Below are 14187 nucleotides of genomic sequence, written 5' to 3'. Positions count from 1 at the left end.
CCCTAATCCCTGAATCCCGTGGACTGCGCAGCCATGGCTACCTCATCGGTCCCAGCATGGTATCGGAGGGCCAGGCAAAGCAAGGGCCCATAGGCAAGCAAGAGCCCCAGTATGGCACTTAAAAGCCCCAGCCCCACCAGCAAAGCGATAGGCAGCAACCAGAACAGGTTGATGGCCAGCACCGCCAGGGTCACCGGCCGATGGGCGCCATGCCGCCGCGAGGCCCACTGGTAGGCGTGGGTGCGATGGGCCTCGTAGGGTTTCTTGCCCCGACTCAGACGCCGCAACAGGGTCCAGGTCGCATCGACCACGAAGACGCCGAGCAGGATCAGCCAGGCCCAGAACAGCGACAGCTCGATCAGCGCCGCCTGCAAGGACAGCATGCCGAGGATCAGGCCGAGAAAGCCACTGCCCACATCGCCCATGAAGATGCGCGCCGGCGGGAAGTTCCAGCACAGGAACCCCCCTACGGCCGCGGCCAGCAGCAGAGGCGCACCCAGCAAGGTCCCATGGCCGGTCATGGCATAGATCAGCGCCATGCCCAGACAGACGACGAGCGCTTCGCCGCCGGCGATGCCGTCGATGCCATCCATGAAGTTGTAGAGATTCAGCAGCCAGACCAGATAGAGGACGCCCAGGGTCATCACCAGCCAGTCGGGCAATCCCAGCACCGCGGAGAGCTGCGCCGGCAAGGCGCCATAGCCGCCCAGCCACAGCAGCGCAGCGATCGCGGCCAGGAAATGGCCGAGCAGACGCCAGCCGGCGCCCACGTGCCGATGATCGTCGACGAAGCCGAGCACGGCCACCAGCAGCCCCGCCCCTATCAGGACGCCGCAGGAAACCGGATCAAGCTGTCCCAGCAGGCGCAGCACGACACAACCGAGCACGAACGTTACGACGATCGCCAGACCACCGCCGCGGGGCGTCGCCACCTGGTGCGAACTGCGGGCGTTGGGCTCGTCGAGCAGGCCGCCGGACAGGGCGTAGCGACGGAGCGCCGCGGTGCCCAGCCAACTGCAGCCACCGGCCAGGAGCAAGAGAAGCAGCATCATCTGCGTCCCTCCGCAGCGGCCCGCTGCGCCCCCAGCGCACGCAAGGCGGCTCGCGCCGACACGGGGGGCTGCCAGCCCAGCAGGGTCTTGGTGGGTCGGATGTCGACCTGCAGTGAACCACAGAGGCGTTGCGCCACCTCGCCTCGGCCCAGCAGTCGGGCACCCCATTCGAGCCAGGCGGGCGGAACGGCGATCAGCCTGGGCTTGCGACCCAAACCTTCACCGAGCAATTCGAGCAGCTCGGCGGTGGAAATATCTTCATCGTCGCTGACCAGCAGGATGGCGCCAGCGGCCTCCGGCGCGGTGATGCACAGGATCAACAGATCGAGCAGGTTCTCCAGCGCCAGCAGGCTACGCCTGTTGTGCCGAACGCCCCCCAGGGGCAGCGGCACGCCCCGCGCCAGGGTGTCCAGCAGGCGCGCCACATTGGCCTTTACCCCGGGTCCGTAGATCAGTGGGGGGCGCACGATGACCACCTCCAGTCCGGTCTCGGCCATCAGCGCCAGCAGTTGCCGCTCAGCCGCCGCCTTGGAACGTGCGTAGGCATCGGTGGGCGCAGGCTGGTCGTCGGCGCGAAAAGGCTTGCCGGGGAGGGTCCAGTCGCCATTGACCTTGATGCTGCTGACAAAGATGAGGCGACGGACGCCGGCAGCCTGGGCGTCCCGGGCCAGCTTGAGGGTCGCGGCCCGATTCACCTCGTCGTAGCGCGCCTCGCTGGCGGCCCCTGGCTGCTCGCCCAGCTGGTGGACGTGGGCAGCGAGGTGGATGACGGTGTCTACCCCTGCCAGAGGCGCGGACCAGTCGGTAGCGGCGGAGAGGTCGCGGATCACCGGAATGACCCCGCCATCGACCGCGGCGGCTGTCGGTCGGCGTTGCGCGGCGACCACCGGATAACCCCGGGTCTGCAGCTGCCGAACCAGGGCCGCGCCGACGAAGCCCCCTGCCCCTGTCACCAGAATCTTGCGTTCCATCAATGCGTTGCGCCGTGCCAGTCAGCCAGGAAAGGGCGCTTATGGTAAGACATTGCCCCGCAGGGGCCTAGCGACGCAAAACGCAGGCATAAAAAAGCCCGCCGAACCTGAGCGCGGCGGGCCGAAAAAACGTGAGAACCTTAGAAGGTCTTGGCGGAAGTCTGGACTTCAACGGCCTGGAAGCGCGCGGCCGGCTGGGCGACGTAGTGGCGCGAGAAGCTCTCGACGCGCTGAGCGGGCTGCAGGAACAGGGCAACCATCCAGCTACCGGCCAGAGCGGCTACAGCCAGGAAAGGGTGACCGAGTTGCATGCTGGTGAAGCAGGCGGCGATACCGATCCAGATGAAAAGATAGTGGCGCATGACAACTTCCTCACTCGGCGTGGACTACGAGGTCACCCAAGACCTTATGTGAAGGAAGTCTCATACAAAAATCGGAACTCGTCTACAAAAAAATCAAAAAGACTTGACTTTTTTTGTAAACGTCAAAAATCCGCTAGTGGCTTGCTCGATAACGCTTTTTTGACGACCGCAACAGAAACTAAAAATACAGAGAAATCAGTGGTTTGCCAGAAAGCAGCGGACAAAGGAAAAAGGGGCGACGGCTTTATGGCTCCAGCTCATTGACCCTGTCTCTCAACTCCTTGCCAGGCTTGAAGTGCGGGACGAACTTGCCGTCCAGCAGCACCGACTCGCCGGTCTTGGGATTGCGTCCGGTACGGGGAGCCCGATAGTGCAGCGAGAAGCTGCCAAAGCCCCGAATCTCGATACGGTCCCCGGTGGAAAGCGCCTGGGCCATCTGCTCCAGCATGGTCTTGATCGCCAGCTCGACATCCCTGGACGACAGCTGCCCCTGATAGGAAACGATGCGCTCGATCAACTCCGACTTGGTCATGGATTTTTCCTTCGTTATCAAGCGGCTAGATCACCTTCAAGGACTTTTAGCACGCTGGCCGATTTTTGAAAAGTCAAGCCGGCGGCTTCACCTCCACAACTTTTTACGGGCCGTGACCACCCTGCCCGCTTTCTTCCGGACAAAAAAAAGCGACCCCGAAGGGTCGCCTTTTATTCAAGCTCGAACTTAGTTCTGGCTTTCCATCTGCGCCTTGATCAGGTCGCCGATGGTGGTGGGGCCAGCAGCAGGCTCTTGCTTGCTACGCAGGGAGCTCATGGCTTCCTTCTCGTCGTCGACGTCCTTGGACTTGACGGAGAGGCTGATCACGCGGCTCTTGCGATCGATGCTGATGATCTTGGCTTCGACTTCGTCGCCTTCCTTCAGCACGTTACGGGCGTCTTCGACGCGGTCACGGCTGATTTCGGACGCCTTCAGGACGCCTTCGATCTCGTTGGCCAGGGTGATGACAGCGCCCTTGGCATCGACTTCCTTGACGGTACCGCGCACGATTGTGCCTTTCTCGTTCAGGGAGGCGTAGTTGGAGAACGGATCGTCTTCCAGCTGCTTGATGCCCAGGGAGATGCGCTCGCGCTCCGGGTCGACCGACAGGATCACGGTGTCCAGCTCGTCACCCTTCTTGAAGCGACGCACGGCTTCTTCGCCGGTTTCGTTCCAGGAGATGTCGGACAGGTGTACCAGGCCGTCGATACCGCCTTCCAGACCAATGAAGATACCGAAATCGGTGATCGACTTGATGGTGCCGGAGATGCGGTCGCCCTTGTTGAACTGACCCGAGAACTCTTCCCACGGGTTAGCGCGGCACTGCTTGATGCCCAGGGAGATACGACGACGCTCTTCGTCGATATCCAGGACCATGACTTCCACTTCGTCGCCAACCTGAACGACCTTGGACGGGTGGATGTTCTTGTTGGTCCAGTCCATTTCGGACACGTGCACCAGGCCTTCCACGCCCTCTTCCAGCTCGGCGAAGCAGCCGTAGTCGGTGAGGTTGGTGACGCGCGCCTGAACGCGGGTGCCTTCCGGGTAACGGGCCTTGATGGCGACCCACGGATCTTCGCCCAGCTGCTTCAGACCCAGGGAGACGCGGTTGCGCTCGCGGTCGAACTTCAGCACCTTGACGTCGATCTCGTCGCCGACGTTGACGATTTCCGACGGATGCTTGATGCGCTTCCAAGCCATGTCGGTGATGTGCAGCAGGCCGTCTACGCCGCCCAGGTCGACGAACGCACCGTAGTCGGTGAGGTTCTTGACGATACCCTTGACTTGCTGGCCTTCCTGCAGGGATTCCAGCAGCGCTTCACGCTCGGCGCTGTTCTCGGCTTCCAGGACGCTACGACGGGAAACGACAACGTTGTTGCGCTTCTGGTCCAGCTTGATGACCTTGAACTCGAGTTCCTTGCCTTCCAGGTGGGTGGTGTCACGCACCGGACGGACATCGACCAGGGAGCCCGGCAGGAACGCGCGGATGCCGCTGACGTCGACGGTGAAACCGCCCTTGACCTTGCCGTTGATGACACCCTTGACCACTTCGTCGGCGCTGAACGCGGCTTCCAGGACCAGCCAGGACTCGGCGCGCTTGGCCTTTTCGCGAGACACTTTGGTTTCGCCGAAACCGTCTTCGACGGCATCCAGGGCTACGTGGACTTCGTCACCCACGTTGATGGTCAGCTCGCCTTGTTCGTTGTAGAACTGCTCGAGCGGAACCAGGCCTTCGGATTTCAGGCCGGTATCGACCACAACCCAGTCGCCATCGATCGACACCACGGTGCCGACGATGATGGCGCCCGGCTGCATGTCGAGGGATTTCAGACTTTCTTCAAAGAGTTCTGCGAAGCTTTCGCTCATGTTCATACCTGTTGTATGGATACCCGATGTATCCGGCTACCGCATGACCAGCCCATGCGGGGTGAGTGGTTACCATCCGGCTGCCGGGATGCGACTGGTTCCCGGCAGCTTTCACCGACGACTCGGATGAGTCTCGGCCTTCATCCCGCCAGGTCGCGCTCGGCGGCCAGGGTCAGGATGCGTTCCAATACCTGTTGTATGGAGAGATGCGTGGAATCCAGCTCGACGGCATCGTCGGCCGGCTTGAGCGGAGCAACGCTACGCTGACTATCGCGGGCGTCCCGCTCACGGATCTCTTCCAGGAGGGCAGGCAAGCTAACATTTTCGCCCTTCTGCTTCAACTGAAGATAACGCCTCTGTGCCCGTTCCTCGGCACCGGCGGTCAGAAAGATCTTCAGCTCGGCGTCCGGGAACACCACGGTGCCCATGTCGCGACCGTCGGCGACCAGACCGGGCGCCTCACGGAAGGCCTGCTGGCGCTGCAGCAGGGCATCGCGCACGGCCGGCAGGGTGGCGACCTGGGAGGCACCGGCGCCGACTTCCTCGGTCCGGATGACGTCGGTGACGTCCTCGCCTTCGAGAATGATGCGCTGGCCGTGCTCATGCCCGGCAAGGAACTGGACGTCCAGATGGGCCGCCAGCAGCTTGAGCGACTCCTCGTTGGTGTAGTCCACGCCATGGTTGCGCGCAGCGAAGGCCAGCAGGCGATAGAGCGCGCCGGAATCCAGCAGATTCCAGCCCAACTGACGGGCGACCAGCGCCGCAAGGGTGCCCTTCCCCGAACCGCCGGGACCATCGAGGGTGATGACGGGTGCGGTACTGCTCATGAGTGCCCCTCCGTAAGAGAATGATGGGCGGCGACCTGGGCGCCGGCCTGGGTACGACTGGCGAGGATGCGCCCGAAATATTCGCGTGCGCCGCGCGCATGGGTCAGCACCTCCATGAGGAACTGACCATCGCCGGCCTGGATGGCGCCACGCAGTTCGTCGAGATCGGCGCGATAGGTGTCCAGGGCCTGCAGCACGGCTTCGCGATTGGCGATGAAGATGTCGTGCCACATGGTCGGATCGCTGCCGGCGATGCGGGTGAAGTCGCGGAAGCCGCCGGCGGCATAGTGGAAGATCTCGCGGTTCTCGCTGCGCTTGGCCAGGGAGTCCACCAGATTGAAGGCCAGCAGATGCGGCAAATGGCTGGTCGCGGCGAGGACCTGGTCGTGGTGCTCGACGGTCATGTGCTCGACATCGGCCCCTATGGCGCGCCAGAGCCGATCGACCTTGTCCAGATCGGCCGGCAGGGTCTCTTCCAGCGGTGTGAGGATGACCTTGTGACGATTGAACAGCGCCGCGTTGGCCGCCGTCACGCCGCTGCGTTCGGAGCCGGCGATGGGATGACCCGGCACGAAGCGCAGCGACTGGCCGGCGAAGGCCTGACGCGCGGCGCGCACCACGTTGCCCTTGGCGCTGCCGACGTCGGTGAGGATGGCGCCCTGCAGCGGCAGGGCCGCAAGCTCGGCCAGCACCCGCTCCATAGCCAGGATGGGAACGGCGAGCTGGATGACGTCGGCACCCGGGCAGGCCTCGGCCAGCTCGGCGACGCAGCGGTCGACGACGCCCAGCTCGACCGCCAACCGGCGGGTCTCCGGATCGCGATCGATCCCGACCACCTCACGGCAGAGGCCGCTGGCGCGGGCGCCCTTGGCGAAGGAGCCGCCGATCAGGCCCAGGCCGACAACGACGAGACGTTCGATCAGGGGGGTGGCCACTTCAGCCACGACCCAGGACCTTGCTCAGCGCCGCCAGGAAACGGGCATTTTCCGCTTCGGTGCCGATGGAGACGCGCAGGAAGGTGGGCATGCCATAGCCGGCGACGGGCCGCACGATGACGCCCTCCTGCAGCAGCCCCTGATTGATCGGCGCAGCGTCGCGCCCCAGGTCCACGGCGATGAAATTGCCACGGGAGGGAATCCACTTGAGGTCGAGATCGCGGAAACCGGCTTCCAGCTGGGCCATACCGGCATCGTTGAGCGCCCGGCTGCGGGCCAGGTAGTCGCTGTCGGCCAGGGCCGCACAGGCCGCGGCCTGGGCCAGGCTGTTGACATTGAACGGCTGGCGCACCCGGTTGAGGACATCGGCCACGGTCGGCGAGGAGAAGGCATAGCCGACGCGCAGGGCGGCCAGGCCATAGGCCTTGGAAAAGGTCCGCGAGACGATGAGGTTGGGGTACTGGGCCAGGAACGCCAGGCCGTCCGGCAACTCGTCGCCTTCGGCGTATTCGATGTAGGCCTCGTCCAGCACCACCAGGACATGCTCGGGGACGCGGGCGAGGAAGCGTGCCAGGGCCTCGCTGTCGAACCAGGTACCCGTGGGGTTGTTGGGATTGGCGACAAAGACCACCCGGGTGTCGGCATCGATAGCAGCGAGCATGGCCTCGAGGTCATGCCCATAGTCCTTGGCCGGGACGCTACGGCCTTCGGCACCGATCGCCAGGGTCACCAGTGGATAGACGGCGAAGGCATGCTCGCTGAACACGGCGTTGTAGCCGGGCGCCAGGTAGGCACGGGCGACCAGTTCGAGGATGTCGTTGGAGCCGTTGCCCAGGGTGATGCCGTTGGCGGCCACACCGAACCTCTGGCTCAGGGCCTGCTTGAGGTCGAAGCCGCCGCCATCGGGATAGCGGGTCAGCTCGGCCAGCTCGGCGCGGATGGCCTCGAGCGCCTTGGCACTGGGGCCGAGGGGATTCTCGTTGCTGGCGAGCTTGACGATGCTGGCGGGCGCCAGGCCCAGTTCGCGGGCCAGTTCATCGACGGGCTTGCCGGGCACGTAGGGCGAGAGTTTCTGTACGCCGGGAAGGGCTTGTGCCAGGAAATCGCAGCTCATGGAGACCTCTTCAACTTGCGATGACGACGGCTGGGCCGCCGAAAATGGGCGCCATCTTAAAGCCAAGGCGGGTCGCGGACCAATCGAAGTTGCGCCTGCGCGACGGAAAGCCCCTAGCTGATGGCGCTGTAACGCCCCGGCCGATGGTTGATCGCCAGGGTCAGATTGAGGATCACGGCGCCCAGGATGGAGACGAGGATGGCACCTGGCTCGACGACCCACAGCGACAGCAGGACGATCAGGCAATCGATGCCCATCTGCACCTTGCCCGCCCGCCAGCCATAGCGCTGTTGCAGATAGAGCACGGCGATGTTGATGCCGCCGAGGCTGGCCTGGTGGCGGAAGAGGATCAGCAGCCCCACGCCCATCAGTACGCCGCCCATCACGGCGGCATAGAGGGGTTGCAGGGCACTGAAGGCGACGAAGTGCGGGGTCAGCTCGGTAAGCAGCGACACCAGGGTCACCGCCGCCAGGGTCCGCAGGGTAAAGGCCCAGCCCATGCGCCGCACGGCCAGCCAGTAGAACGGCAGGTTGATGAGAAAGAACGCCTGCCCGAAGGAGAGGCGCGTGCCGTACTGGGCGAGAAAGGCCAGGCCCGCGGTACCGCCGGTGAGCAGGCCCGCGTGGCGATAGAGATTGACCGCCAGGGCGATCATCAGGGTCGCGCTGAGCAAGGCCAGTACGTCTTCGAGCAGATTGTGCCGCTGGGGAGTCACGGAGGTCATCGGGGCCATCCTGGCGCGAGGAGGAAGCCGACCCCGACGTCGGGGTCGGTCGGGCGACTGTCAGCCGAGTTCGGCCAACAGTTTCTCCCACTCCTTGGTTTCCTTCTTGGAGGGCGCGCCCAGCAACTCGACCGCCTGGCGCAGGCGGAAGCGGGTGAGGTCCGGCCCAAGGATCTCCATGGCGTCGAGCACCGAGACCGAACTGGCCTGGCCAGTGATGGCGGCGAACAGCAGCGGCATGACGTCCCGCAGCTTGAGCTGCTGGTGCTCGGCGACCACCTGGATCACCGCGGTGATGCGCTCCTTGTCCCACTGGCGCAGGGCTTCGAGCTTCCACAGCAGCAGCTGCATGACCAGGCGGACCTGGTCGGCGGACAGCTTCTTGTGCTGGAACAGCGCCGGATCCAGATTCAGGGCGCCGCTGAAGAAGAAGCCGGCCAGCGGGGCGATCTGGCTGAAGGTCTCGACCCGCTGTTGCACCAGCGGGGCGATCTTGAGCAGGTACTCGGGATTGAGCGCCCAGTGCTGTACCTCGGCGGCGAAGCGCTCGGGACTCAGCTCGCGCAGCCACTGGCCGTTGAGCCAGGAGAGCTTCTCGACGTCGAAGATCGGACCGCCGAGGGAGACGCGCTGGAGGTCGAAGTGCTCGACCATCTCGTCCAGGGTGAATTTCTCGCGCTCGTCCGGCATGGACCAGCCCATGCGGCCGAGGTAGTTGAGCATGGCTTCGGGCAGGTAACCCATGCGCTGATAGAAGGTCACCGAGGTGGGATTCTTGCGCTTGGAGAGCTTGCTCTTGTCCGGGTTGCGCAGCAGCGGCATGTAGCACAGCTGCGGCTGCTCCCAGCCGAAGTATTCGTAGAGCTTGATCAGCTTGGGCGCCGAGGGCAGCCACTCTTCGCCACGCAGGACGTGGGTGATGCCCATCAGGTGGTCGTCGACCACGTTGGCGAGGAAGTAGGTGGGCAGGCCGTCGGCCTTCATCAGCACCTGCATGTCCATGCGATCCCAGGGGATCTCGACATCGCCGCGCAGCAGGTCGGGGACGACGCAGACACCCTCCTCCGGCACCTTCATGCGGATCACATAGGGCTGACCAGCGTCCAGGCGCTGCTGCACTTCTTCCGGGGTCAGGCGCAGGCCGCGACCGTCGTAGCGGGGGGTCTCGCCGCGCGCCTGCTGTTCGGCACGCATCTGGTCGAGCTCTTCGGGCGTAGCGAAGCAGTAGAAGGCATGGCCCTTCTCCACCAGCTCCCGGGCGTATTTCCAGTAGATCTCGCCGCGTTCGCTCTGCCGATAGGGACCATGGGGGCCACCGACGTCCGGGCCCTCGTCCCACTCGATGCCCAGCCAGCGCAGGGCGTCGTAGATCTGCTGTTCGGATTCGCGGGTCGAGCGGACCTGGTCGGTATCCTCAATGCGCAGGATGAACTGACCGCCGTGCTGACGGGCGAAGCAGAGGTTGAACAGGGCGATATAGGCGGTACCGACATGCGGGTCGCCAGTGGGCGACGGCGCGATGCGCGTGCGAACGGTGGTCATCGGCTTTCTCGAGAAACGCGAAGGGACAAAGGCGGAATGGTAGCAGCGCCAGCCCTGGCGCTGCCAGTTGGAGCGGGTTCAGACCTGGACCAGGCGCTCGCGCAGGGCCTGGATCTCGTCGCGCAGCTGGGCGGCGGACTCGAACTGCAGGTCACGCGCCAGTTGCAGCATCTTCTCTTCGAGCTGGCGGATACGCTTGCCGATCTCGCTGGGCAAACGCAGTTCGGCGGCGTATTCGCCCTTGTCCTCGGCCGCCTTGGCCACCCGCCGCTTGCCCTTGGCACCCGGAGCCGCGGCGCCTTCCATGATGTCGCGGATGTCCTTCTTGATGCCCTGGGGCACGATGCCGTGTTCTTCGTTGAAGGCCAGCTGCTTGTTACGGCGGCGCTCGGTCTCGTCGATGGCACGCTGCATGGAGCCGGTGATGCTGTCGGCGTAGAGGATGGCCTTGCCGTTGAGGTTGCGCGCCGCCCGGCCGATGGTCTGGATCAGCGAGCGCTCGGAACGCAGGAAGCCCTCCTTGTCGGCGTCGAGCACCGCCACCAGGGAGACCTCGGGCATGTCCAGACCTTCGCGCAGGAGGTTGATGCCCACCAGGACGTCGAAGGTGCCCAGGCGCAGGTCGCGGATGATCTCCACCCGCTCCACGGTATCGATGTCCGAGTGCAGATAGCGCACCCGCACGTCGTGGTCGGCCAGGTAGTCGGTGAGGTCCTCGGCCATGCGCTTGGTCAGGGTGGTGCAGAGTACCCGCTCCTCCTGGGCCACCCGCAGGCGGATCTCGGAGAGCAGGTCGTCCACCTGGGTGGTGGCCGGGCGGATCTCGATCACCGGATCGACCAGGCCGGTGGGTCGTACCACCTGCTCGACCACGCGCCCGGCGTGCTCTTCCTCATAGGGTCCCGGGGTCGCCGAGACAAAGATGGTCTGGGGCGCGCCGGCTTCCCATTCCTCGAACTTCAGTGGCCGATTGTCCAGCGCCGAGGGTAGGCGGAAGCCGTATTCCACGAGGGTTTCCTTGCGCGAGCGGTCGCCCTTGAACATGGCGCCGATCTGCGGAACGGTGACGTGGGATTCGTCGATCACCAGCAGGGCGTTGCTCGGGAGATAGTCGTAGAGGGTGGGTGGCGGCTCGCCCGGACCACGGCCCGACAGATAGCGACTGTAGTTCTCGATGCCGTTGCAGTAGCCCAGTTCGAGGATCATCTCCAGGTCGAAGCGGGTGCGCTGTTCCAGGCGCTGGGCCTCGAGCAGACGATTCTGGCCGCGCAGCCATTCCAGGCGATCGGCCAGTTCCAGCTTGATGTTCTCGATGGCGCCCAGCAGGGTCTCGCGCGGTGTGGCGTAGTGGGTCTTGGGATAGAAGGTGAAGCGCGGCAGCTTGCGGATCACCTCGCCGGTCAGGGGATCGAAGGCCGACAGGCTTTCCACCTCGTCGTCGAACAACTCGACGCGCACGGCTTCCAGGTCGGATTCCGCCGGGAAGATGTCGATGACGTCGCCGCGTACCCGGAAGGTGGCGCGGGCGAATTCCATGTCGTTGCGGCTGTATTGCAGCTCGGCCAGCCGGCGCAGGATGGTGCGCTGGTCGATGCGATCACCGCGATCCAGGTGCAGCACCATCTTCAGGTAGGCCTCGGGACTGCCCAGGCCATAGATGGAGGACACCGAGGCGACGATGATGGCGTCCTTGCGCTCCAGCAGCGCCTTGGTGGCGGACAGGCGCATCTGCTCGATGTGATCGTTGATGGACGAATCCTTCTCGATGAAGGTGTCCGACGAGGGCACATAGGCTTCCGGCTGGTAGTAGTCGTAGTAGGAGACGAAGTACTCCACCGAGTTGTTCGGGAAGAAGGCCTTGAATTCGCCATAGAGCTGGGCGGCCAGGGTCTTGTTAGGCGCCAGCACCATGGTCGGGCGCTGCACCTGGGCGATGACGTTGGCGATGCTGAAGGTCTTGCCCGAGCCGGTCACGCCGAGCAGGGTCTGGTGCGACAGACCTGCCTCCAGGCCTTCCACCATCTGGCGAATGGCTTCGGGCTGGTCGCCGGCCGGGGTGTAGCGGGTGGAGAGCTGGAATGCGGACATGGCTGCCTCAATAGCGCGAAAATGCACGGACGACAGCGCGCCGACCGGAGGCCGGAGCGATGCGGACGAGGAAAGGACTGGAACCACCCAGATGAGGTCGCCAGCGCCCTTTTGCAATCTGCCCGCGTCGCCGCACGTCAGGAAAACTCCGACGGAGGTCGGGTCGCGATGGCGACTGCAGGGGGCTATACTTCCGCTTCCCGAGCGTTCCGCCCTTCCCTTCACCCCTCATTCGAGCCGCTGCCCCATGAGTTTGTTCTCCGCCGTCGAAATGGCACCCCGTGACCCCATCCTTGGCCTGAACGAGGCCTATAACGCCGATGCCCGTCCGCACAAGGTCAATCTGGGCGTGGGGGTCTACTACGACGAGCAGGGCCGCATCCCGCTGCTGCGCGCCGTGGCCGAGGCCGAGAAGCAGCGCGTGGCCGCCCAGGCGCCGCGTGGCTACCTACCCATCGAGGGCATCGCCGCCTATGACCAGGCCGTGCAGCACCTGCTGTTCGGTGCCGAGTCGAGCCTGGTCCGCGACGGCCGCGCCATCACGGTCCAGGCCGTCGGTGGCACCGGCGCGTTGAAGATCGGCGCCGACTTCCTCAAGCGGCTGCTGCCGGATGCCGTGGTCGCCATCAGCGACCCGAGCTGGGAAAACCACCGTGCGCTGTTCGAAAGCGCCGGCTTCCCCGTGCAGAACTATCGTTACTACGACGCGACCAGCAACGGCCTGAATCGCGAAGGCTTCCTGGCCGATCTCCAGGCCTTGCCGGAGCGCTCGGTGGTGGTGCTGCACGCCTGCTGCCACAACCCCACCGGCGTCGATCTGCAGCCGGCCGACTGGCAGGCGGTGCTGGACGTGGTCAAGGCGCGCAACCTGGTGCCCTTCCTCGACATCGCCTACCAGGGCTTTGGCGACGGCATCGAGGAAGACGCCCAGGCCGTGCGCCTGTTCGCCGACTCCGGCCTGACCTTCCTGGTCTCCAGCTCCTTCTCCAAGTCCTTCTCGCTGTACGGCGAGCGGGTAGGCGCCCTGACCCTGGTCAGCGAGAGCCGCGAGGAAAGCGCCCGGGTGCTGTCCCAGGTCAAGCGCGTGATCCGCACCAACTATTCAAACCCGCCGACCCATGGCGCCACCATCGTCGCCACGGTGCTGAGCAATCCCGAGCTGCGCGCCCTCTGGGAAGCCGAGCTGGGCGAGATGCGCCAGCGCATCCGCAGCATGCGCAACGCCCTGGTGGAAGGCCTGGCCGCCGCTGGCGCCAATCGCGACTTTGCCTTCGTGAACGCCCAGCGCGGCATGTTCTCCTACTCCGGCCTCACCGCCGAGCAGGTCGAGCGGCTGAAGAGCGAATTCGGCATCTATGCGGTCAGCACCGGACGCATCTGCGTGGCAGCGCTGAACGAGCGCAATCTGCCCCCGACCATCCAGGCCATCGCCGCGGTGCTGCAGGGCTAAGGCAGCCGCTTTGGCGGCGCCGTTTTCCGGTCGCCGAGGCTTGACTTCCCGTTATCTATCAGTAAGATACGCTCCGTTGTTCCGCGATAGCTCAGTCGGTAGAGCAAATGACTGTTAATCATTGGGTCCCTGGTTCGAGTCCAGGTCGCGGAGCCAAAATCTGAAAAGCCCGTAGCGGGCAACCGCTACGGGCTTTTTTCATGGCTGCGATTCACTCGACGCCACAACGCTGACGACCGCCTAGACGAGATTCACCTGGGCCCCGGGCGTGGGGCAACTGCGGTGCAACGCCTCCAGATCCCAGGGCTTGGGCAAAAAGGTCACCCGTGCCGCGCGGGCGGGATTGTCGTCGCAATAACCCGAGGTGATGACGATGGGCAGATTGGCCTGCCGTCCTCGCGCCTGCAGCGCCAAGTCGACGCCGCTCAGGATTCCCGGCATGCGCACATCGGTGAAGAGCAGATCCAGCTGCGGCTGCTCGTCTTGCAGAAAGGCACAGGCGGCGTCGGCGCTGCCGAAGGCATGCACCTGATAACCCCAGCTCTCGAACAATTCCTGCAGCAGATCGAGCAGGACAGGCTCATCTTCGGCGACCAATACGCGCTGGCGATTCATGAGCGGATCCTGTGATGGTTGAGACGCAATCGTTCGACCATAGCGTTTCGTTGCCGTCCTGCCCTGTACGACCAAGGGAAAGCCTGTACAAGAAAATACGCCGCGAAA

General features: G+C 64.6%; 12 protein-coding genes, 1 tRNA gene and 1 pseudogene. 2 read left to right on the top strand and 12 right to left on the bottom strand.

The features are described from left to right. Positions 1–2: 2 nt before the first annotated feature. The 11 genes and pseudogenes from POR01S_RS00545 to uvrB form a co-directional block, all read right to left on the bottom strand. Positions 3–1049, bottom strand: coding sequence for an MraY family glycosyltransferase (locus POR01S_RS00545; protein WP_042133252.1), 1047 nt, complete (start codon positions 1047–1049; stop codon positions 3–5). Further along, positions 1049–2023, bottom strand: coding sequence for an NAD-dependent epimerase/dehydratase family protein (locus POR01S_RS00540; RefSeq protein ID WP_027601681.1), 975 nt, complete (start codon positions 2021–2023; stop codon positions 1049–1051). Before POR01S_RS00540 ends, POR01S_RS00545 begins: the two co-directional genes overlap by 1 nt. A gap of 140 nt (positions 2024–2163) precedes the next feature. Then, positions 2164–2385 carry a hypothetical protein gene (locus tag POR01S_RS00535; protein WP_007160395.1) on the bottom strand — a complete coding sequence of 74 codons (222 nt, stop codon included), beginning with the start codon at positions 2383–2385 and terminating at the stop codon, positions 2164–2166. Positions 2386–2629: 244 nt separating this feature from the next. After that, complete coding sequence (ihfB, locus tag POR01S_RS00530) at positions 2630–2917, bottom strand: integration host factor subunit beta (RefSeq protein WP_007160396.1); 288 nt, start codon at positions 2915–2917, stop codon at positions 2630–2632. 186 nt (positions 2918–3103) lie between these two features. Further along, positions 3104–4783 carry a 30S ribosomal protein S1 gene (gene rpsA, locus POR01S_RS00525; protein WP_007160397.1) on the bottom strand — a complete coding sequence of 560 codons (1680 nt, stop codon included), beginning with the start codon at positions 4781–4783 and terminating at the stop codon, positions 3104–3106. 140 nt (positions 4784–4923) lie between these two features. Continuing rightward, positions 4924–5610, bottom strand: coding sequence for a (d)CMP kinase (gene cmk, locus POR01S_RS00520; RefSeq protein WP_007160398.1), 687 nt, complete (start codon positions 5608–5610; stop codon positions 4924–4926). Between the two features lie 20 nt (positions 5611–5630). Continuing rightward, positions 5631–6554 (bottom strand): annotated as a pseudogene (locus POR01S_RS00515) (prephenate dehydrogenase/arogenate dehydrogenase family protein); the annotation flags it as partial. Beyond that, the gene (gene hisC, locus POR01S_RS00510) at positions 6547–7659 is read right to left on the bottom strand and encodes a histidinol-phosphate transaminase (RefSeq protein WP_027601679.1); all 1113 of its coding nucleotides are present in this window, start codon (positions 7657–7659) and stop codon (positions 6547–6549) included. The pseudogene POR01S_RS00515 and the gene hisC, both read right to left, overlap by 8 nt. 113 nt (positions 7660–7772) lie before the next feature. Continuing rightward, the gene (locus tag POR01S_RS00505) at positions 7773–8384 is read right to left on the bottom strand and encodes a YitT family protein (RefSeq protein WP_042132990.1); all 612 of its coding nucleotides are present in this window, start codon (positions 8382–8384) and stop codon (positions 7773–7775) included. Between the two features lie 60 nt (positions 8385–8444). Next, a complete protein-coding gene (gltX, locus tag POR01S_RS00500) occupies positions 8445–9926 on the bottom strand; it encodes a glutamate--tRNA ligase (protein ID WP_027601677.1) in 1482 nt (493 codons plus the stop codon). A 78-nt stretch (positions 9927–10004) separates the two neighbouring features. Beyond that, positions 10005–12014, bottom strand: a complete 2010-nt coding sequence (gene uvrB / locus POR01S_RS00495) for an excinuclease ABC subunit UvrB (RefSeq protein ID WP_042132988.1) — start codon at positions 12012–12014, stop codon at positions 10005–10007. Between the two features lie 247 nt (positions 12015–12261). Here uvrB and POR01S_RS00490 point away from each other — a divergent pair, with 247 nt between their 5' ends. Continuing rightward, entirely contained in the window at positions 12262–13464 is a 1203-nt protein-coding gene (locus tag POR01S_RS00490; RefSeq protein WP_042132986.1) for an amino acid aminotransferase, read from the top strand. Positions 13465–13544: 80 nt separating this feature from the next. Next, a tRNA-Asn gene (locus POR01S_RS00485) sits at positions 13545–13620 on the top strand. An 84-nt stretch (positions 13621–13704) separates the two neighbouring features. Here the strand turns inward: POR01S_RS00485 and POR01S_RS00480 are convergent. Beyond that, positions 13705–14079, bottom strand: a complete 375-nt coding sequence (locus POR01S_RS00480) for a response regulator (protein WP_042132984.1) — start codon at positions 14077–14079, stop codon at positions 13705–13707. Between the last annotated feature and the right edge of the window lie 108 nt (positions 14080–14187).

This window comes from Pseudomonas oryzihabitans NBRC 102199 (genome assembly GCF_000730625.1).
GTDB lineage: Bacteria > Pseudomonadota > Gammaproteobacteria > Pseudomonadales > Pseudomonadaceae > Chryseomonas > Chryseomonas oryzihabitans.
Note: the sequence above shows the minus strand (reverse complement) of the source record. Positions and strands in the feature narration are given on the sequence as shown.

What these genes read in the sequence shown, in the direction of transcription:
- gltX (WP_027601677.1), bottom strand. Translation starts at nt 9,926, where the DNA reads ATGACCACCGTTCGCACGCGCATCGCGCCGTCGCCCACTGGCGACCCG.
- POR01S_RS00480 (WP_042132984.1), bottom strand. Translation starts at nt 14,079, where the DNA reads ATGAATCGCCAGCGCGTATTGGTCGCCGAAGATGAGCCTGTCCTGCTC.
- ihfB (WP_007160396.1), bottom strand. Translation starts at nt 2,917, where the DNA reads ATGACCAAGTCGGAGTTGATCGAGCGCATCGTTTCCTATCAGGGGCAG.
- POR01S_RS00535 (WP_007160395.1), bottom strand. Translation starts at nt 2,385, where the DNA reads ATGCGCCACTATCTTTTCATCTGGATCGGTATCGCCGCCTGCTTCACC.
- POR01S_RS00540 (WP_027601681.1), bottom strand. Translation starts at nt 2,023, where the DNA reads ATGGAACGCAAGATTCTGGTGACAGGGGCAGGGGGCTTCGTCGGCGCG.
- POR01S_RS00545 (WP_042133252.1), bottom strand. Translation starts at nt 1,049, where the DNA reads ATGCTGCTTCTCTTGCTCCTGGCCGGTGGCTGCAGTTGGCTGGGCACC.
- POR01S_RS00490 (WP_042132986.1), top strand. Translation starts at nt 12,262, where the DNA reads ATGAGTTTGTTCTCCGCCGTCGAAATGGCACCCCGTGACCCCATCCTT.
- cmk (WP_007160398.1), bottom strand. Translation starts at nt 5,610, where the DNA reads ATGAGCAGTACCGCACCCGTCATCACCCTCGATGGTCCCGGCGGTTCG.
- uvrB (WP_042132988.1), bottom strand. Translation starts at nt 12,014, where the DNA reads ATGTCCGCATTCCAGCTCTCCACCCGCTACACCCCGGCCGGCGACCAG.
- POR01S_RS00505 (WP_042132990.1), bottom strand. Translation starts at nt 8,384, where the DNA reads ATGACCTCCGTGACTCCCCAGCGGCACAATCTGCTCGAAGACGTACTG.
- hisC (WP_027601679.1), bottom strand. Translation starts at nt 7,659, where the DNA reads ATGAGCTGCGATTTCCTGGCACAAGCCCTTCCCGGCGTACAGAAACTC.
- rpsA (WP_007160397.1), bottom strand. Translation starts at nt 4,783, where the DNA reads ATGAGCGAAAGCTTCGCAGAACTCTTTGAAGAAAGTCTGAAATCCCTC.